The following is a 19,308-nucleotide window of genomic DNA, read 5'->3' on the forward strand; positions in this document are numbered from 1 at the left end:
CATTAAAGCAGGCATATATGTCTGCTTTTTATTTTGATTAAGTTTTAGGCGGTGTTAATATCTAAAATAGAGTTCGCGCTTGAAATAAAAAGCGAAACAACTCAGTTACAAGTGATAAGTTACAAGTGACAAGTTAATGATGGAATAATGTGCTTTTGCTAACGCAAAAGTAATCTTTTTATCTTTTGTTTAATTAAAAGCTTTCGTTTACGAAAGGTATCATGAACTTATCACTTATCACTTGTAACTTGTCACTATAAATTTCGACTTCTTCGCAATTTATAATTATTGCATCCAAAATTACTCTATTAGTTTTTTTAATGTAATATAACATTTTTGCTTTATGAAACACATAAATTACTTGGTATAATATAAATGTGAAAAAAATAACACAATTAATATCTTTAAGGGGGATATAAAATGAAAAGAACTAAACTTTTATCCGTAATATTAGCATTAGTACTTACATTTTCATTAGCTGCTTGTGGTAACAAAAATACAACTACAAACGATGCTAAAAACAACACTACTAACTCAGAAGCTACAACTGATGACACTACTAAAGAAGTTGAAAAATCAGCAATAGAAGTGGCTGTAAACGACTACTTTACAAGCATGCCAGAAGACATTTACAAAATAAATCAAGCTAAGTTCATCGAAAAAGTTCAAGCTGGTGAAGATATTTTTGTATTAGATATCAGAACTGCTGAAGATTATGCTGCTGGTCATATTACTGGTGCAGTAAATGCCCCATGGGGAACTGCAATTAGTGATAATCTTGACAAACTTCCTAGTGATAAAACAATAATGGTTTATTGTTACACAGGTCAAACTGCTGGACAAACTGTTGCTTTATTAAACATGGCAGGTTTTGATGCAAAATCAGTTAACTTAGGATGGATGTTAGGAATTTCTAAAGTTGAAGGTTATGAAGATGTAACTGAAACTACAGTTACTGAATTTCCTGAAGTTGAAGCATTATCTATTGATGCAGATATCGAAAAAGCTATCAAAGAATACTACGCAGGTTTAGCTGATGTTAAAGAAACTCAATTCAAGAACTATAAAATCAGTGAAGATAATGCAAAAAAAGCTGTTGATACTGGTGATGATACAATAGTATTCCTTTCTATCAGAAGTGCTGAAGATTTTGCTGCTGGACATATAGAAGGAGCTACAAATATTCCTTGGGGTAATGATATGGCTGAACAATTCGGTACATTACCTACTGACAAAACTATTGTAGTTTATTGTTACACTGGACAAACTGCTGGTCAAACAGTTGCTGCTTTAAGATTACTAGGACTTGACGCTGTATCATTAAACGGTGGTATGGGCATGGAAAAAGCTAATCCTGGAATGGGATGGGGCAATAAAGGTTTTGAAGTAGTACAATAGGATAAAAAAGAATCAAGGATTCCCTTGATTCTTTTTTTTAAATTCATTTATAAAGCACTCTTAATTATACTAATATCTTTAGTTTTTCCTCGTACGTATTTTCTTTAAAGTCTTTACCTACAATACCTACTATTATTTCAGGTTTTGTATTTAAATATTTATCTAATTGACTTTCTATTTTATTGTCTCCTGGTCCTCCTTGAGTATAAAACAAAGAGTATTCTTTTATATTATTCTTCTGTTTTTTAATAAATTCTAAGACCGGTGTTGCAATCCTTGAGGCCCATACTGGTGTCCCAATAATTATTTTATCATAGTCATTTATATTGACATGAATTTCTTGGATATCAGCTAAGTTCTCATTCATAGCATCTCTTCCTGAACAAATAAAACCAAATAGCCCACTTCTTTTTTTATTATCGATAATCTGCTGTAAATCAGCATGCAGTTTTTTAGCAATACTTTCAGCTACTTTTTTAGTTTTTCCTGATCTTGAATAATATATTACTAATGTTTTACTCATAAAATCCCCCCTTTTTTAGTTGCAAATTATAAGTTTGTGTAAGCTTCAGATATCTTAATAATTACATCCACTGCTTTTTCCATAGAACTCACTGGTATAAACTCATATCTACCATGAAAATTATGGCCACCAGTAAATATATTCGGCGTTGGAAGTCCCATAAAGGATAGTCTCGCTCCATCAGTACCACCTCTTATAGGTTCTATTACTGGTTTTACTTCACATTCTTCCATAGCTATTTTTGCATTATCAATGATATACATTTTATCTTTAATTTTTTCTTTCATATTATAGTATTGATCTTTAATTTCAGTAGTCACTATGTTATTACCATATATTTCATTTATTTTTTTAGATATTTGCATCATATATTCTTTTCTTTTATTAAAACTTTCTTTATCAAAATCTCTTATTATCAATTTTAAAACTGTTTTTTCTGTTGTTCCATTTAAATTGCTCAAGTAATAAAAACCTTCGTATCCTTCAGTTTTTTCTGGTACTTGATTATTTGGAAGTAAACTTAATAGCTCATTTGCAACCAATATTGAATTTATCATTTTATTTTTCGCATCTCCAGGATGGACATTTCTTCCTTTGACCACTACCTTAACACCAGCAGCATTAAAATTTTCGTATTGAAGTTCACCTATTTTTCCACCATCTATAGTATACGCTAAATCGGCCCCAAATTTCTCTACATCAAAGTGATCTGCTCCAGCTCCTATTTCTTCATCAGGAGTAAATCCTATTCTTATTTTTCCATGCTTTATTTCAGGATTTTTTAACATATACTCCACTGCTGTTATTATTTCAGCTATTCCCGCTTTATCATCTGCACCTAACAAAGTAGTACCATCAGTTGTAATTAATGTATCTCCTTTATATTGTATTAACTCTGGAAATTCGCTGACCTTCATTTCAATATTTTTTGTTTTATTCAGAAGTATGTCTTCTCCATTATAGTTTTCTATAATTTGAGGATTTATATTTTCTCCAGAATAATCAGGCGCTGTATCCATGTGTGCAATAAAACCTATCACAGGAGCATTTTTATCAATATTAGAAGGTAATGTAGCCATTACATATCCGTTTGCATCTACCGTCACTTCTTTTAATCCTATACGCTGTAATTCCTCTGATAAATCTTTTGCAAAAATTAATTGTCCTTCCGTACTAGGAGTACACTTAGAATCATCATTTGATTTAGTATTTATCTTTACATATTTCAAAAATCTTTCTTTAACATTATACATTTTTTTCCCCCTGTTTATTAAATTGTATATAAACTTCTTTAAATATATTATAAATGAATTTTATGGTAATAACAAAGACAGTTTTGATTATAAACACCAAGTAAGCTTATCGCTTACAATTTAAACCTTACAACTAGTATTAGTTATTTATTTATTGTTATAGAATGCTTAACAGTAATTTTTAATGGATACTCTTTTGCTCCTTCATCTGGATTTTCAGAGGTTACTTTCACTATTCCTTCAGATTTATACATTAAATCCGCATTCTTTATTATTCCAGTTTCTGTATCAAGATATATCTCACCATTTTCTTCACCTGTTAAATCAAAATTATATATGAAATTTTCTATAGTTAACTTACTTTTTTCTTTATTAGATTTCAATTTCGTATTTTCTTTTATTTTTCCATTTTTATCTGAAACACTCTCCAATTTATACTCTCCCTTAGTATCAAAAAATACAATCTCTTTAAATTCGCCTTTTTTATCCCAACTTTCACCTTCTTTTACAGCTTCATCTTTATAAACATCATTTAGGTTATTTAATTTCATTATAGTATTCTCTCTTCCAAATTCTTCGAATATTATTTTTGAGTACATCTCTTCTTCTTCTTGAGAAGAAAACTCAATATTTTCTATACTTTTATTAATTATCTCATCAAGACCAACTATATCATTTATTTTTCCTTGTTCAGATATAAAAACTTCAAAACTTTTATCCATTAAGTAAGAGAAAATCTTTCCGATCTTATTATTTTGCTCCGTATTTAAATTAGAACTATATTCAAATATATCTCCATTATTCATTACGTAGCTTACGGTTAATTCTTTAATAGTCACCATCATATTGATGTTCTTTCTTTCATCAATTGATTTTACAAGAGAGCTATAAAGTACGTTCTTTTTTAAACTATTTACATTTGTTACTTCTTCAATTTCATTTGTATAATTCTTTTCAGTATTCTCTTCAACTTGTAACATATCTCCATTTTTTAATTTTAATTTTACTTCCACCTTTTTCGTTGTACACCCTATGAGAAAAATAAATGATAAAACAACAATCAAAATTTTATATCTTAATTTTTTTTTCAATATTACCCCTCCTATGTAATCTTGTAAGAATATATGATAGTTAAATATCCTTACTCAACTATTAGTATTTATTTTTTAAGCAATTTTTATTATTTTTTTTATTTTCTGAATATTTACTCCAATTAATAATTAATTTTATTTCTATTATATTTTTAATAAAATTTCCATATTTTGTTGATTACACTTGCTAAATATTGTAATATATTATTATAACTTTAATTTTTCTATTATTGTATATTTATGGTTTATCACACTCGAAAAGGAAGGTGTTTTTATTGCTTAAAAAAGAAACCATTGCAATGATTTTAGCAGGTGGACAAGGTACACGTTTAAAAGCCTTAACAAAAAGTAACGCTAAACCAGGAGTTCCATTTGGCGGCAAATATAGAATTATTGATTTTGCACTAAGTAATTGCTCTAATTCTGGTATAGACACTATAGGAATACTAACTCAATATCAACCCCACGAACTAAACGCCCATATTGGAATTGGCACACCTTGGGATTTAGATAGAAATAATGGTGGTGTTAGTATTCTTCCTCCTCATATGAAACAGGATGGTGGATATTGGTATATGGGAACTGCTGATGCCATTTACCAAAACATCCAATTTGTAGATACATATGACCCTGAATACATCATAGTTCTTTCTGGAGATCATATCTACAAAATGGATTATTCAGAAATGTTGAAATTTCATAAGGAAAAAGATGCAACAGCAACTATTGCTGTAATTGATGTCCCCTTAGAAGAAGCAAGCAGGTTTGGAATTATGAATACCAAAGAAAATGGACAGGTATATGAATTTGAGGAAAAGCCAGAACATCCAAAAAGTACAAATGCAAGTATGGGAATTTACATTTTTGACTGGAAAGTATTAAAAAAATATTTAATTGATGATGCAAAAGACAAACACTCTAGCCACGACTTTGGCAAAAACATAATACCTAAACTATTAAATAACGAGATGAAACTATATGCTTATCCATTTGATGGTTATTGGAAAGATGTAGGTACAATTGAAAGTTATTGGCAAGCAAATATGGATCTGATAAACCCTGAAAATGAATTAAATATATATGATAGGTCATGGAAGATTTACTCTGTTAATCCAAATAAGCCACCTCAATATATAGGACCTTCTGCAAAAATCAAAAACTCTTTGCTAGTTGAAGGCTGTACTGTTCATGGTTCTATAAAAAATTCTATTCTTTTCCCTGGTGTACATGTAGGTAAGAATAGTATAATTGAAGATTCTGTAGTTATGGCAAATACTAAAATCGGTGATAATGTTATAGTGAGAAAAAGTATTATTGCAACTGAAGTAACCGTTAGAAGAAACTCAGTTGTTGGGAATGCTGAAGACATAACCGTTGTAGCAGATAATGCTGAAATAAAATCTAACTCAGTTATAAAATAGAATAGGGGGACATTATGATAAAAGATTATATGGGAATAGTAAGCTTGATTGAAGATGAATCAAATATTAAAAGTTTAACAAAAAAAAGACCTCTAGCTTCAATCCCTATTGGTGGAAGATATAGAATTATTGATTTTACACTATCTAATATGGTTAACTCAGGAGTTAGAAACATTGGGATATTTACAAACAGCAATTCTAGATCCTTAATAGATCACTTAGGTTCTGGTAAGGATTGGGATTTAGATAGAAGAAGAAATGGTTTGTTCTTGTTTAATATGCATAATTCAATATACCATAGAAGTGATATATCCTTACTAAAAAATAATATTGATTATTTGCATAGAAGTCCTCAAACACAGGTCATTTGTTCATACTCTAACATGATTTGTAATGTAAATTATAAGAAAGCTATAAAGTATCATGAAAAACATGACAATGATATTACTCTTATCTATAAAAAAATAAATAATGGAAAATCTAAATTTCAAGGAAATCAAACATTGAATATTGATGATGACGGTAATGTTTTAAGTATAGGTAATAATATAGGAAGTCAAGATGAGATTAACATTTCTATGAATATGTACCTAATAAAAAAACAAACTTTATTAGATATCCTAGCTGAATGTATCTCTACGGGATACTATAGTTCAATATCTGATTATATATGTGAAAATGTTAAAAATTTATCAATAAAAGCATATGGTTTCGAAGGACACCTAGAAAGAATCGCTTCAATAGAAGATTACTACAATGCAAATATGAATATGCTTAAATCAAAAGTAAACAAAGAATTATTTTTCACAGACCGCACAATTTATACAAAAGTAAAAGATGCTCCACCTACTTTATATAGTGATATATCCTCAGTTAATAACTCTATGGTTGCTAATGGGTGTATAATTGATGGAGACTTGTCTAATAGTATAATATCTAGACGAGTTGTTATTGAAAAAGGGGCTAAAGTCAAAAACTCTATAATCATGCAAAACTGCGTTATAAAAGAAAATGCTAGACTGGAAAATGTTATTTTAGACAAAAACGTAATAATAGAACGAGGAAAAGAACTCAAAGGTGATACAGAAAATCCTGTTGTAATCGAAAAACGAACTTACTAAAAATATAAATTCTTTTCAGATAAATAAAGAACCATTTTTCGTTGGTTCTTTATTTATTACAAAAAATCATAATACCTATTTAACTTCTTATCTAGTTCTAATACACTTATGAACCTAGCCTCTCTTAGTATCTCCTTACCTTTAAAATACCCAATAATTGCAGGTATAGTGAATACTGAGAATTCCCCTGAAATATGTTCATTATCACTAATATTCATTTCAATAGATTTGATTCTCTCATACTTATTTAAGACCTCGTTAATTTTTGGCTTTAACGCAGTACATACACTACACTTAGGCCCACTAATATATAAGAAAACGAACTCATTATGATCTATTATTTTCTTTACTTCTTCTATTGAATAAATTTTTTCCATAAAAGCCTCCTTTGTAATTACTTATTTAGATAAGTTTTGTTATAATAAGAATAAACATTACTGGTATATAATTTTTAGTTAAAGGTATTTAATTAATATACTTATAATTCTATCAAATTAAATCTTATAGAATTAATATTATACTTTTATGAAACTTAAATCAAATTATTAAATCTTTATAATTATAATTAGTTAAAAAAGGAGATTCTAAATATGGGTAACAATGTTATTGTACTTAAAGATAAAATTGCACAGAAAAAACAAAATCCTAAAAAATTTTACTTATTAATCATCCCACTAGCTTTAATAATACTTTTAACATCAATATATGGAGTATTTCAATATTTCCAACCAGTATCTACAGTAATTTTAGATTCTCCTCGTAGAATATATATAAATGTCAATAAGTATAATAAGGTTATTAAAATAAAACCTTTAAGACAAAGTAGTAATACAGTTGTTAATGACACAGATTTATTTAATTGGGAAATTAATGATGCATTAAAAGAAATCATAACTTACTATGAATCCTCTAAAATTATAGATGAGAGCTACTTCCCTTATAAAAAACCTATAACCATTTATTTAACTAGTGATAAAAAAATTTATCTTGATATAACTGAATTTAAAGATTTTATGAATACAAAAAAACTAAAATTAATTATTAATCAAAATGGCTCTGATTACAAATAAAAATCCGCTTAGAGCGGATTTTTATTTGTATACTGGTATCTCATATATAGGTTGCGGATTTCCACAACTTTCTATCAATGAGCTTATATTCTTTATTTGTTTATATGCCCAAGCAATATCTGTTGCATATTGATGCCAGTTTTTATCAACATTATATCTCATTTTATATAATGTGTTTTGATTATACATTGAGTTATTTATATAAGAACTGCCTATATATTGAGCCCCTCCTGCAATTGCTTCTGCTACAGAAAACCAACCTTGTTCATAAGCATATTCAGATGCATATTTATTAGGATTACTATCATAAGCATGTACACCAAAAACATTGTATACAATTTTTTCTTCGACAGGTTGTCCATTTACCTCAGACACAGAAATACCTGATGCAAGTTGAGATTCCCCATATCCACATTCTAATAAACTATGAGAAACTAGATAGATTGGATTAATATTGTTTGCTAGCGCTGCATCTAAGAATACTTGTCCTTGACCTTCTAACACACCTTTTCCTACAAGTAAATTATCTAAATCCTGAGCAGATACACCTTCCATATATCTTAAATCTAAGAACATATACTTGCCATATTCGTTCAAAAAATTAGCAGGATTCATATAATATCCAATTATATTTTCACTAGCCTTTATCCACTTTAACCCATGGTCATGTAATGCTCTTCCTCTTAAATACTCTTCATTTACAACCTGTTCTAAAGTCTTATCATAATTAATCAACTTAATAGTTTCATTTTCTGAATGGTTCGTTATTATATCTTTATTCAAAACTCTAAAATAAGTGGAATAAAAATTATCATAGTCGGTATATTCATTTTTATGACTTCCTTCTGCCCCAGCTTTTCTAACAAAAACCATCAGTTTATACTTTCCTTCAGATAATCCCTCTTGTTTTGTAAAAGTTTGAGGTGTATTTCCTTGTATTGCATTACTATATCCATTAGTTATTTCTACATAAGGGATATTTGAATACTTATATGTAGGGTCATATACGTTGTTAGGATATTTGTATATATATGCTCTATATTGTACAGCCTCCGAAGTATTTGAAGTAACATTAAAGTCTAATCTTTCATTAACTATAGCTGGTTGTTGTGCAATTTTAAAACTATTTACTACGGGTAAATCGGAAAATGAAGTTGAATCTAAAAATTTTTCTGTAGTATTAAATTTCATGCTTATTGACTCAGTAAGATTTATACCTTGTACAGATCTTAATGATTGATTAATTTCAATAAAGTAATCTTTACCAGGTACATAACAGTCAATTGGTGGGTCTATTAAGATAGATTTATTATCACTTCCAATAGATATATTAGCCGCTACCTTATTTCCATTACTGTCAACTATGGAAATTGTATCTGTTGTTATACAATTTGGATCAATTTCCGCATCAAATTTAATAGTCCATACTTTATTTGTTGCAATATCAATTTTGTCTGAAAATCTATTTGAACTTATAGCTTTATCTTTTCCAATAAATAAAATAGCAATTAATACCACAAGTGTTACTGCACTTACTTTAATATATTTTGATTTTTTATTCAACTCTAGCACCCCCTAAGAAGATTGTACATTATTTGGTTAATCTCTTCAATAAATATTCAATAATTAAAATAATTTTTTTATTAAATTAAACTTTATATTAATTTTCATCCTACAATAACAGAAAAAAGCATACAAAATATGCTTTTTTCTTAATTATTTTAATTTATGAACAAATAATCCACTTCTTAGCTTTGGTTCAAACCAAGTTGATTTTGGGGGCATAACTTTGTCATTATCCGCAATATCCATCAATTCTTTTATAGAAGTAGGATACATTGAAAATGCTACCTTCATCCCATCCTCAACCCTTTTTTCTAATTCCTCAAGACCTCGAATTCCTCCTACAAAATCTATTCTATCGTCTTTTCTAGGATCTTTTATTCCTAATATAGGATCTAACAAGTAATTTTGTAGAATTGAAACATCTAAACGTTCAACTAAATCATCATTATTTACAATAGTATCTTTTGCTCGTAATACGTACCATTTGTTGTTTAAATACATTCCAAAAGAATTTCTTTCTTCTGGTTTAAAGCAACCTATATTCTTGTATTCTTCTACAAAAAAACTTTCTTTTACTCTTTTTAAAAAGCCAAGATCCGTTAGTCCATTTAAATCCTTAACAACCCTGTTATAATCCATAATATTTAATTCTTCATCTGGAAATACAACAGATAAAAAATAATTAAATGGCTCCATTCCAAGATAGTCTGGATTCTCACGTCTTCTCATAAGAGCTACTTTTGCAGCTGATGCACACCTATGGTGCCCATCAGCAATATATAAACTATCTAAGTCCTTATATAATTCCAAAAGTTCATTAACTTTATCAGAGTCATTGATAACCCAAACCATATGTGTTATACCATCTTGTGCAACAAAATCATACTCTGGCTTATAATTATTTGTCCACTCTTCAATTATAGAGCTAACTCTATCATTCTTCTTGTAAGTTAAAAATATTGGTCCTGTATTAGCATCACAATAATCAACATGATTTATTCTATCTCTTTCTTTTTCTTCTCTAGTATATTCATGTTTTTTTATTTTATTATTTAAATAATCATCTATTGAAGCTGCTACGACTAACCCTGTTTGGATTCTACCATTCATGATAAGCCTATAAATATACAAACATTCTTTACTATCTTGAATAAGCACATCGTTATTTAACATATTATAAAGGTTCTCTCGTGCTTTCTCATAAACTTTTTTATCATATATATTTGTATCTTCGTCCAGATCAATCTCTGCTCTATCTACGTGAAGAAATGAGTATGGATTTCCTTCAACCATCTTTCTTGCTTCACTACTACTCATAACATCATAAGGTAATGCAGCAACTTTATTAGCCAAATCTTTCTTTGGCCTAATAGCTTTAAATCCTTTAACATAAACCATATCAAATTCTCCCCTATAGCTGAATAGATTTAGCCCAAATTACATCTTCTACATCGTTGAACTTTTGAATATTTTCTTTACTAATTTTTTCGTCAACATTTAATACCATAAAAGCTTTGTCCCCTTTTACTTTTCTACCAACCTGCATAGTAGCAACATTTATCCCACATGTTCCTACTAATGTACCTACGCTACCTATAACCCCCGGTACATCCTTATTTTGAATGAATAGCATATGATTTGTAAGTTTTGCATCAGCTTCATATCCGTTTATTTCTACTAATTTTCCTTCTGCATTTGTTCCAATAGCTCCTGATAAAGTAAACTCTTCCATGTCTTTATTAATTATTTTGATTCTTACTAAATTAGAATAATTATTATAATTATCACTAAAACTCTTAACATTCAAACCAACCCCTGCTTGATTTGCACATATCTTTGCATTTATATAGTTCACTTGCTCTCCCATAACAGGCTCTAATAATCCTTTTAAGAATGCAATATCAGCTAATTCTACTTCTCCTTTAGCCACATCACCCCAATAATTTATTTCAACAAATTTTACAGATTCTTTCTTTATTTGATAATATAATTTTCCTAATGATTCCATAAGACCCAAATAAGGCTGAATATGTTTGAACTCATCTCTATTCATACCAGGTAAATTCACAGCATTAGCAACTATGTTACCTAGAATACCATTCTTGACTTGCTCTGCTATAGACAAACCTACATTTTTTTGAGCAGCAATTGTATTAGCCCCTATATGCGGAGTTAGAACTATATTATCCAATGTATTTAGTGGAGATTCTCCTCTAGGTTCTTTTGCATGAACATCAAGTCCTGCACTAGCAATTTTTTTATTTTTTAATGCATAATATAAAGCTTCCTCGTCAATAATTTTTCCTCTAGCTGCATTGGCAATTCTTGCTGTAGGTTTCATCAATTCAAATTCTTTGTATCCTATCATCCCAATGGTTTCTTCCGTACGTGGAGTATGAATAGTTATAAAATCTGCTTCCACTAATAATTCATCAAGAGTTTCCTTTTTTTCAACATCATATCTTTTAAATCTTTCATCAGATATATATGGATCATAACCTATAAGTTTCATACCCATAGCCTTCATTCTTCTTGCCATTAAAGCGCCAATTCTTCCAACACCAACAATTCCTAATGTTTTATTAAATAATTCAGTACCTGCAAATGAATTTCTACCCCAAATTCCTTCTTTTAACTGTCTATCGGCAAGAGGAATATCCCTAGCCTGAGCAAACATTAATCCAATAGCTATTTCACATGCTGATATCGTATTACTATCTGGAGTATTCGCAACAATTATCCCTCTTTTAGTAGCTTCTGGAACATCAATATTATCAATACCATTTCCAGCTCTTCCTACAATTTTTAGTTTTTTACCCTTATCCATCAACTCAGCATTTACTTTTGTCGCACTTCTAACAACAAGTGCATCATAATTTTCTATTCTTTCTAGTAAATCTTCTCTTGCTATACCTATACATACATCAACATCAAATTCTTTTTGTAGCATTTCTATACCAATATCATCAATCTTCTCAGCTATTATAATTCTATTTTTCATTAATAAAGCCCCCTTTTTTATTCTATAAACAATTTTTTAATGCATTAACAGTTAAATCAATCATTTCTTGGTCAACAAACCCCATATGACCTATTCTAATCATTTTTCCATTTAAATGTGCCTGTCCTCCAGAAATAACAATGTTATATTCTTCTTCCATTCTTTTTTTAATTTCTATTGCCTTTCCTTGCTCTTCAAATGTAAAAGCCGTTAAATTATTAGATAAACTATTTGAATCAGTAAAAATTTTTAATCCCATATCATTGGTAGCTTTTCGTAATCTAGTAGCTAAAATTTCATGCCTTTTAAATACATTTTGCAATCCTTCTTCCTGAATCATTTTCAACGCTTCATTAGTAGCTGAAACTAACGAAACTGCTGGTGTATAAGGATTCTGAGGATTTACTTTTTCTAAATATTTTCTACAATTGATATAATCCCAATAATATTTAGGTATTTTTGACTCTTGTGCTCTTTCCCAAGCTTTATCTGATACCCCTACAAAAGCCAGTCCCGGAGGTGACATCAAAGCCTTTTGACATGCTGTTATTAAAACATCTATATTCCACTCATCCATTTTTATGTCAAGTCCACCTAGTCCACTTACTGAATCAACAATAAATAATGCATTTTTATCTTTCATGTATTCCCCTATCTTTTCAATAGGATTTAATACTGCAGTAGACGTTTCATTATGTGTAACTATTAATCCTTTATAAATATTATCATCAAATTTTTCTTCTATTTGATCTAATGATACTGATTTTCCCCATTCAACATCTATAGTATCAACTTTTAGTCTATAGTTTCTAGCAATAGTAGCAAATCTTTCTCCAAAAACGCCTGTACATACAACTAATACTCTGTCCCCTTCAGAAAACATATTAACTATAGCGCTTTCTAATCCGCCTGTCCCTACAGCAGGAAACGTCAAAACAGTTTTGTCAGTTTGAAACACGTACTTTAATCTTTCTGATAATTCTCCAAATACTTTTGAATATTCTATTGTTCGATGATGAAGTACTGCCTCAGACATCTTTCTTAGAACCCTATCAGGTACTCTTGTTGGCCCCGGTGTCATTAATAATTTTCCTTCCACTTTTATTACCCCCTCTTATTCAGTAGCATATAGATGACCTACTTCGTAGTTTCATCCATAAATCCCCTATCTTCTATAAAAAATTATATAAAAAAAGCGCCTTTGATTACTCAAAGGACGCTATAATAGTCGCGTGGTACCACCTTAATTTGCTGATATTCTCAGCCTCAAAGATTAACGGTCTCCCGGTGTAAGTTATTACCCCTACACAGCTCCAGGTCGGATTCAATAAAATTCTATACTAATTTCCACCAAACATTAGCTCTCTTTAATAGAATGTAAATTTACTACTACCCTTCTTAGCTTTTAATTTACGTATAATTATAATTAATTGTCGATAATAATGCAAGTAATTTTTTTAAAATCTATTGTTTTTTATTAGAATTACATTAATTTTAGTAAAAATCTTTTATATTTTCACTATATTTATATTATAATAAAAGTAGATTATGCTTTAAAATAATTTAATTCTAAGTTACAGTTGACGATATATTATAACTGTGCATTGAATTAAGTGTTATTAGGAAGGTGGTAAATAAATGCAATTAGGATTTATTTTTTCTTTAATATTTGCAATAATCATTACAATATTTGCTATTCAAAACTCTGCTGCAGTTAACATTAATTTTTTATTTACAAACGTAGAAATATCACAAGCATTAGTTATTTTTGTTTCTGCAATTTGCGGTGCCATTATAGTTGCAATATTAGGTTTTTACAAAAATCTAAAAGTCAAAATTAGTTTAAAAAAAGCTAATAAAGACCTGAAAGTTATTGAAGATGAAAATAACGATCTTAAAAGTAAAATCAATGATTTAGAATCATCACTTTCAGTACTTAACCAACAAACTATATCTGAACCCGAAAACAAACTAGTAGAAACTGAAGAAATTGACCATGTAGAAAATACTCAAACAATTGAAAATATTGAAACTGAAAAGAACTTGGAATATTAATTCCCTTGTTCGTAATATTTATAGTGACAAGTTTCAAGTGATAAGTTGTGGATACCTTTAGTAAACGAAAGCTTTTAATTAGACAAAAGATAAAAAGATTACTTTTGCGTTATCAAAAGCACATTATTCCATCATCGAAGATGATAAAAGCTTAGTTAAAGATTTTCTGCAAGAAAATCAACCTTAACTTGTCACTGATGTTCTTCGTCTTTTATTTCAAAAGTACTCATTAATAAAATCAAAAACTTCTTTCTCGTATCTTTCTCTATCAACCCTAATAGAATCTGCATGCTTAGCACCGTCAGCTAAGTATAATTTTTTATTATTTTTTTTAGCTTCATACATTTCAACACTCATAAAAGTAGGTACATATCTGTCCTCTTTTCCATGAATAAATAATGTTGGAATACTTGAATTTTTTATTATATTAATAGGAGATATATCTTTTATCTTAAATTTTGCTTTTCTATAAACTCTAATATCAGCCAATGAGATTAATGGAATTAAGAAAGAATGATAATCTTCTTTCATTCTTATTCTCACTAACTTATTAAGATCTGAAAAACCACAGTCCGCAATAATGAAATCTACAAACTTATTTATACCTGCATACTGAAGAACTGTTCCTGCCCCCATTGATTCACCATGTAATCCCAAAATGCGATTATTAGGTTCTTTATCTTTTACCCAGTTTACCCACTTATCCAAATCATACTTTTCCATATATCCGTATGTTGTGAGCCTACCTTCACTTTTGCCATGTCTTCTATGGTCATATATCAAAACATTCCATCCTCTTTTAGCAAACATCTGCATATATTTAATTGATGTAGCCATATTAACTGTAATTCCATGTACTATAATTATAGTTTTATGAGAATTAGGCTTTGCTTTAAAGTAAATGCCCTTAAGTTTAAGACCATCATCAGTAGTTATACATATATCTTCCTTTATTAAAGATTCATAATACTTATCATCAAATAATTCTTTAGAAAGCTGTTCCTGATATAACTTATCATAAGCTCGAACTTTCATAGTAACAAACTCAGAATAATAAAACGAAACTGTTTTATAGATTATAAAAACTACTAAAAATATAAATAACATAATTAACAGTATTTTCATATTACTCCCCCCAATTATAATTTACACCAAGTTATCCACATTGTCCACAATTACCCTGTGTATAACTTGTTAACTTATTGTTAACCAAATCACACATTATGTAGTTTTTAATCTTTATATAAGCTTTGCCCCATTACAAAGTCACTATTTGTCATAATATGATTCAAAAAGTTATCCACATTATTCACATACATGTTTATAATTATTAAATTATCTGTTATTAATTATCTTAATAACCCATATTTCTGTGGATAACTTATATTAAATCTTTGGTATAATCCCTAATAAAATATCATATGTTTAATTGAGCATTTTAGTGCTTAGCCCATTTTCAAAGCATTAATTTATTATAATTAATGCTTCTTTTTATACACAATAATTGTAAATTGCGAAGCAATTTATAGTCAACCGTCAACTAGTTCATAATCTATTTCAATTCCCCACTATCTCAATAAATCATTCTTACAACATTTATCTTTATCAATAAAGTTTTATGTTATAATATATTAAAATTTATTATACATGGAGGTACAAAATGAGAGTTGGAATGGGTTATGATGTTCATAAATTAGTTCAAAATAGAGATTTGATTTTAGGCGGTGTAAATATTCCTTTTGAAAAAGGCTTATTAGGTCATTCAGATGCAGATGTTTTACTTCATGCTATTATGGATAGTCTATTAGGTGCAGCCGCTCTAGGTGATATTGGAAGACACTTTCCTGATACTGATAATGGTTATAAAGGTATATCTAGTCTTTTACTTTTAGAAAAAGTTAGAGATATATTAAAAGATAACGGTTATAAAATAATAAACATAGATGCTACTATTGTTGCTCAAAAACCCAAAATGGCCCCTCATATCACTAAAATGGTTGAAAACATAAGCAATTCTTTAAACATACCAACAACTAGTATTAATGTGAAAGCAACCACGGAGGAAGGGTTAGGTTTTACTGGATCTGGTTCCGGCATTTCTTGCCAAAGTATTTGTTTGATTCAATAAACAAATTATTTTTGATAATATAAATAAATAATCCTCTATTAGGAAAACTATTAATAGTTTCCGAAATACTGAGAGGAGTTTATATTATGTCTAAGAGACCAGTAGTTCCAGAATCAAAAGCAAACCTTGATAAATTCAAAACAGAAGTAGCTAATGACTTAGGTGTAGAAATGAATGACGATTCAAATCACCCTTACATGGGTTCCGTTTCTTCAAAAGTAGCAGGTAACATGGGGAGCGGAGGAAATGTTGGTGGAGAAATGGTCAAAAGAATGATTGCTGAACAAGAAAGAAAAATGGCCAATAAAAAATAACCCATAAATCATGGGTTATTTTAATGAGCCTAATACATTTACAGCCTTTTGTAATGTTTCGTCATTAGCTTTTATAGCTCTCTGATTTGCAGAATATCCCCTACTAACTTCTAGCATCTTTATCATTTGACTTGCCATATCAACATTAGAATTTTCTAAAGAAAACTGCTTAACAGTATATGTAATGTTCTCTTGAGGCTGATTATTACCTGATGCATATAAGTTTTCACCAATTCTAGTTAATAACTGAGGATTCTCAAATTTTACTACACTAAACTTTGTCCCTCCTGTCCTAGTATTGCCTATAGAACCGTCAGAATTAACCTTAATATTGCCTTCATCAGCTTCTATATAAGTTTTTCTACCAGTAGCGATATCTTTTGCAATTACAGGATATCCCTTGGCAGTTACCAATCTTCCATTTACATCAAAATTAAAGCTACCATCTCTTGTATATCCATAACTACCATCTGTCATCTCTACTGTAAAATATCCTTCACCAAAAATAGCAAAGTCTGTTTGTATACTTGTGTCTACTATAGTTCCTTGATCAGATATTTCATAAAGTTTATTAGACTCTACTCCAGGATTTGTAAAACCCACTTCTTCTCCTGTACTTCTGTTTATTATATTCATTTTTTCCTTAGATTTTGCAGTTATTATCTGTTCCTTAAATCCTACAGTTCCCGTATTCGAAATATTATTAGCAACTATATCTTGCTTTTTCTGTAAATATTTCATAGCAGAATGTGATGCCTCGATTCCTCTAATCATTTACTATTCACCTCACTATTTTCTAGTACTTTTACTTCATCTGGATATACCATTCCAAACTCTCTTGCCTTCTTTTCTACATAACTACTATCATATGTTTTAACAAAAGGCATTAATATTAAACATGTAATTATTATTCCAATTCCAATTCCTATCATGGTTTTAGGTGCAATTATTTTTTTAATTGCTTTTGTAAATTTCTTAATAATAATACCTCCCCTTTACCCATAGATAATTCAGACGCTATCTCTTCAAGACTTTTTCCTTCTTCTTCTAAATTTCTAATTTTATCTATCTCTTTACTTTTATTACTAGTATTTTTTTCTATTTCCTTAGTTGTATTTCTAGTATTTGTTACACTTTTAGTTTTATTTTTATCTCCAGTAGAGTTAGTTTTAGTAGCGCTTTTTCCTTTAGAAAGGTTTTTCACTTTAGCTTCTACTAATTTATCTATTCTATTTTCATTTCTTTTTATAGCTCTTTCTCTTTTTAACAATTCTTTTTCTATGCTTAATAGTTTTTTTTCTTTATCAGTAATATCTGAAATAGAAACTAACATTTCTTCAATTTTATCCAATTTTGCATGGATTATTTCCTCTCCATGGTATCTATTTTCTAAATCATTACTAATTTCTTTTTCACTTATTTTTTTCTCAACTAATTCCTTAAAATCCACTGACTCTTCTTTTACTTCTTTTTCATCAGCAAAAATATCATTATAGTTATCACTTATATTATCAGCATACTCTCTTTTTTGTAGAATTACTCCAAATCCTAATATTACAATACCAATAATTAGCATTATATAAATCATTTGTATTCTCCTAACATATAAAGATTCTCTTTAGATTCTATTTTCTAAACTAACTCTCAATCTTTTAAGTGCTCTACCATGAATTTGTGATACTCTTGATATAGATATTTCCATAACATATGCAATTTCTTTTAAAGACAGTTCTTCTTTATAAATCAAATTCAATATTATTTTTTCTCTTTCAGGTAATTGTTCTACTGCATTTGCTAATAACAACTTTTTTTCTTTTAATAACCAATCGTCCTCTGGAGACAGTTGTTTTGTATCAATTAATAAATCTTTTAAACTCGTTTCATTTTCCGTTTCAGGAGATATACTTTTTTCTAAATAATATGTTGCAATATCTGCTGCAGAATTTTTTATCTTATATAATTCTTGAATATTTATGTTTAAATAACTACTTATTTCATTATCTTTTGGCTCCCTCAAAAGCTCATGCCTTAATTGATTTAGTGCATTATTATATTCATTGATTTTTTTTACTTTTCCTCTAGATATATTTGATTGCTTTCTTATTTCATCTATCATAGCACCTTTTATTCTCAAAGTAGCGTATGTTGGAAATGTAACATTCTTATTGCAATCATACTTATCTACCGCTTCCATAAGTCCAATTATCCCAACACTATAAAGGTCTTCTCGTGTAATACTCATATTATTATTTAATTTTATGCTTCTTGAAATTTTTTGGACTAAAGGCAAATGTTTAATTATCATTTCTTCTCTTTTAGAATTTTCCATAGTATAAGTTACCTTCAATTATATCACCTAATTTTCTT

At 29.0% G+C, this 19,308-nt stretch carries 20 protein-coding genes and 1 other annotated feature; of the genes, 7 read left to right on the forward strand and 13 right to left on the reverse strand.

The window, feature by feature from the left end:
* Positions 1-420 precede the first annotated feature (420 nt).
* Positions 421-1,398, forward strand: a complete 978-nt coding sequence (locus ACQ3F0_RS05835; protein ID WP_428864209.1) for a rhodanese-like domain-containing protein — start codon at positions 421-423, stop codon at positions 1,396-1,398.
* 64 nt (positions 1,399-1,462) lie between these two features.
* Here the strand turns inward: ACQ3F0_RS05835 and ACQ3F0_RS05840 are convergent, their stop codons facing one another.
* The 3 genes from ACQ3F0_RS05840 to ACQ3F0_RS05850 form a co-directional block, all read right to left on the reverse strand.
* A complete protein-coding gene (locus ACQ3F0_RS05840; RefSeq protein ID WP_428864210.1) occupies positions 1,463-1,921 on the reverse strand; it encodes a flavodoxin family protein in 459 nt (152 codons plus the stop codon).
* 26 nt (positions 1,922-1,947) lie between these two features.
* Positions 1,948-3,174, reverse strand: coding sequence for a peptidase T (gene pepT, locus ACQ3F0_RS05845; protein WP_428864211.1), 1,227 nt, complete (start codon positions 3,172-3,174; stop codon positions 1,948-1,950).
* Positions 3,175-3,317: 143 nt separating this feature from the next.
* Entirely contained in the window at positions 3,318-4,265 is a 948-nt protein-coding gene (locus tag ACQ3F0_RS05850) for a DUF6263 family protein (protein WP_428864212.1), read from the reverse strand.
* Positions 4,266-4,540: 275 nt separating this feature from the next.
* Between ACQ3F0_RS05850 and ACQ3F0_RS05855 the strand changes: the two genes are divergently transcribed.
* A complete protein-coding gene (locus ACQ3F0_RS05855; protein ID WP_428864213.1) occupies positions 4,541-5,686 on the forward strand; it encodes a glucose-1-phosphate adenylyltransferase in 1,146 nt (381 codons plus the stop codon).
* Positions 5,687-5,700: 14 nt separating this feature from the next.
* Complete coding sequence (gene glgD, locus ACQ3F0_RS05860; RefSeq protein ID WP_428864214.1) at positions 5,701-6,807, forward strand: glucose-1-phosphate adenylyltransferase subunit GlgD; 1,107 nt, start codon at positions 5,701-5,703, stop codon at positions 6,805-6,807.
* 56 nt (positions 6,808-6,863) lie between these two features.
* Here glgD and ACQ3F0_RS05865 read toward each other — a convergent pair whose 3' ends face one another.
* Positions 6,864-7,184 carry a thioredoxin family protein gene (locus ACQ3F0_RS05865; protein WP_428864215.1) on the reverse strand — a complete coding sequence of 107 codons (321 nt, stop codon included), beginning with the start codon at positions 7,182-7,184 and terminating at the stop codon, positions 6,864-6,866.
* A gap of 213 nt (positions 7,185-7,397) precedes the next feature.
* On the opposite strand from ACQ3F0_RS05865, the gene ACQ3F0_RS05870 reads away from it, so the two are divergent.
* Positions 7,398-7,877 (forward strand): anti-sigma-I factor RsgI family protein, encoded by a 480-nt coding sequence (locus ACQ3F0_RS05870; protein ID WP_428864216.1) that lies wholly within the window; start codon positions 7,398-7,400, stop codon positions 7,875-7,877.
* Between the two features lie 21 nt (positions 7,878-7,898).
* On the opposite strand, the gene ACQ3F0_RS05875 is transcribed toward ACQ3F0_RS05870, so the two are convergent.
* From ACQ3F0_RS05875 to ACQ3F0_RS05890, 4 genes are all read right to left on the reverse strand, one after another.
* Positions 7,899-9,440 carry a glucosaminidase domain-containing protein gene (locus tag ACQ3F0_RS05875; RefSeq protein WP_428864217.1) on the reverse strand — a complete coding sequence of 514 codons (1,542 nt, stop codon included), beginning with the start codon at positions 9,438-9,440 and terminating at the stop codon, positions 7,899-7,901.
* A gap of 153 nt (positions 9,441-9,593) precedes the next feature.
* Complete coding sequence (locus ACQ3F0_RS05880; RefSeq protein WP_428864218.1) at positions 9,594-10,841, reverse strand: DUF1015 domain-containing protein; 1,248 nt, start codon at positions 10,839-10,841, stop codon at positions 9,594-9,596.
* Positions 10,842-10,854: 13 nt separating this feature from the next.
* Positions 10,855-12,444, reverse strand: coding sequence for a phosphoglycerate dehydrogenase (gene serA, locus ACQ3F0_RS05885; RefSeq protein WP_428864219.1), 1,590 nt, complete (start codon positions 12,442-12,444; stop codon positions 10,855-10,857).
* A gap of 22 nt (positions 12,445-12,466) precedes the next feature.
* Positions 12,467-13,543 carry a pyridoxal-phosphate-dependent aminotransferase family protein gene (locus ACQ3F0_RS05890; protein ID WP_428864220.1) on the reverse strand — a complete coding sequence of 359 codons (1,077 nt, stop codon included), beginning with the start codon at positions 13,541-13,543 and terminating at the stop codon, positions 12,467-12,469.
* Between the two features lie 110 nt (positions 13,544-13,653).
* Positions 13,654-13,853: a binding site (T-box leader), on the reverse strand.
* 229 nt (positions 13,854-14,082) lie between these two features.
* On the opposite strand from ACQ3F0_RS05890, the gene ACQ3F0_RS05895 reads away from it, so the two are divergent.
* Positions 14,083-14,499, forward strand: coding sequence for a LapA family protein (locus ACQ3F0_RS05895; protein WP_428864221.1), 417 nt, complete (start codon positions 14,083-14,085; stop codon positions 14,497-14,499).
* Positions 14,500-14,715: 216 nt separating this feature from the next.
* Here ACQ3F0_RS05895 and ACQ3F0_RS05900 read toward each other — a convergent pair whose 3' ends face one another.
* Positions 14,716-15,624 carry an alpha/beta hydrolase gene (locus ACQ3F0_RS05900; protein ID WP_428864222.1) on the reverse strand — a complete coding sequence of 303 codons (909 nt, stop codon included), beginning with the start codon at positions 15,622-15,624 and terminating at the stop codon, positions 14,716-14,718.
* 535 nt (positions 15,625-16,159) lie between these two features.
* On the opposite strand from ACQ3F0_RS05900, the gene ispF reads away from it, so the two are divergent.
* Both ispF and ACQ3F0_RS05910 read left to right on the forward strand, forming a co-directional pair.
* Entirely contained in the window at positions 16,160-16,627 is a 468-nt protein-coding gene (ispF, locus tag ACQ3F0_RS05905; protein ID WP_428864223.1) for a 2-C-methyl-D-erythritol 2,4-cyclodiphosphate synthase, read from the forward strand.
* Positions 16,628-16,713: 86 nt separating this feature from the next.
* Positions 16,714-16,941, forward strand: coding sequence for an alpha/beta-type small acid-soluble spore protein (locus tag ACQ3F0_RS05910; protein ID WP_428864224.1), 228 nt, complete (start codon positions 16,714-16,716; stop codon positions 16,939-16,941).
* A gap of 15 nt (positions 16,942-16,956) precedes the next feature.
* Here the strand turns inward: ACQ3F0_RS05910 and ACQ3F0_RS05915 are convergent, their stop codons facing one another.
* Genes ACQ3F0_RS05915 through ACQ3F0_RS05930 form a run of 4 tightly spaced genes read right to left on the reverse strand, consistent with a single transcriptional unit; the run spans position 16,957 to position 19,270 of the window.
* On the reverse strand, positions 16,957-17,715 hold the full coding sequence (locus tag ACQ3F0_RS05915; RefSeq protein ID WP_428864225.1) for a flagellar hook-basal body protein: 759 nt from the start codon (positions 17,713-17,715) through the stop codon (positions 16,957-16,959).
* Complete coding sequence (locus ACQ3F0_RS05920; RefSeq protein ID WP_428864226.1) at positions 17,712-17,873, reverse strand: hypothetical protein; 162 nt, start codon at positions 17,871-17,873, stop codon at positions 17,712-17,714. Before ACQ3F0_RS05920 ends, ACQ3F0_RS05915 begins: the two co-directional genes overlap by 4 nt.
* A 14-nt stretch (positions 17,874-17,887) precedes the next feature.
* Entirely contained in the window at positions 17,888-18,529 is a 642-nt protein-coding gene (locus ACQ3F0_RS05925) for a DUF6115 domain-containing protein (RefSeq protein ID WP_428864227.1), read from the reverse strand.
* 30 nt (positions 18,530-18,559) lie between these two features.
* Positions 18,560-19,270, reverse strand: a complete 711-nt coding sequence (locus tag ACQ3F0_RS05930; RefSeq protein ID WP_428864228.1) for a sigma-70 family RNA polymerase sigma factor — start codon at positions 19,268-19,270, stop codon at positions 18,560-18,562.
* Between the last annotated feature and the right edge of the window lie 38 nt (positions 19,271-19,308).

Origin of the sequence: Clostridium sediminicola (genome assembly GCF_050402865.1) — a bacterium.
GTDB classification, from domain to species: Bacteria; Bacillota; Clostridia; order Clostridiales; family Clostridiaceae; genus Clostridium_AF; species Clostridium_AF sediminicola.

Coding starts and splice junctions, on each gene's coding strand:
- ACQ3F0_RS05835 (WP_428864209.1), top strand. CDS start 421: ATGAAAAGAACTAAACTTTTATCCGTAATATTAGCATTAGTACTTACA.
- ACQ3F0_RS05840 (WP_428864210.1), bottom strand. CDS start 1,921: ATGAGTAAAACATTAGTAATATATTATTCAAGATCAGGAAAAACTAAA.
- pepT (WP_428864211.1), bottom strand. CDS start 3,174: ATGTATAATGTTAAAGAAAGATTTTTGAAATATGTAAAGATAAATACT.
- glgD (WP_428864214.1), top strand. CDS start 5,701: ATGATAAAAGATTATATGGGAATAGTAAGCTTGATTGAAGATGAATCA.
- ACQ3F0_RS05865 (WP_428864215.1), bottom strand. CDS start 7,184: ATGGAAAAAATTTATTCAATAGAAGAAGTAAAGAAAATAATAGATCAT.
- ACQ3F0_RS05870 (WP_428864216.1), top strand. CDS start 7,398: ATGGGTAACAATGTTATTGTACTTAAAGATAAAATTGCACAGAAAAAA.
- ACQ3F0_RS05880 (WP_428864218.1), bottom strand. CDS start 10,841: ATGGTTTATGTTAAAGGATTTAAAGCTATTAGGCCAAAGAAAGATTTG.
- serA (WP_428864219.1), bottom strand. CDS start 12,444: ATGAAAAATAGAATTATAATAGCTGAGAAGATTGATGATATTGGTATA.
- ACQ3F0_RS05895 (WP_428864221.1), top strand. CDS start 14,083: ATGCAATTAGGATTTATTTTTTCTTTAATATTTGCAATAATCATTACA.
- ACQ3F0_RS05900 (WP_428864222.1), bottom strand. CDS start 15,624: ATGAAAATACTGTTAATTATGTTATTTATATTTTTAGTAGTTTTTATA.
- ispF (WP_428864223.1), top strand. CDS start 16,160: ATGAGAGTTGGAATGGGTTATGATGTTCATAAATTAGTTCAAAATAGA.
- ACQ3F0_RS05910 (WP_428864224.1), top strand. CDS start 16,714: ATGTCTAAGAGACCAGTAGTTCCAGAATCAAAAGCAAACCTTGATAAA.
- ACQ3F0_RS05915 (WP_428864225.1), bottom strand. CDS start 17,715: ATGATTAGAGGAATCGAGGCATCACATTCTGCTATGAAATATTTACAG.
- ACQ3F0_RS05920 (WP_428864226.1), bottom strand. CDS start 17,873: ATGATAGGAATTGGAATTGGAATAATAATTACATGTTTAATATTAATG.
- ACQ3F0_RS05925 (WP_428864227.1), bottom strand. CDS start 18,529: ATGATTTATATAATGCTAATTATTGGTATTGTAATATTAGGATTTGGA.
- ACQ3F0_RS05930 (WP_428864228.1), bottom strand. CDS start 19,270: ATGGAAAATTCTAAAAGAGAAGAAATGATAATTAAACATTTGCCTTTA.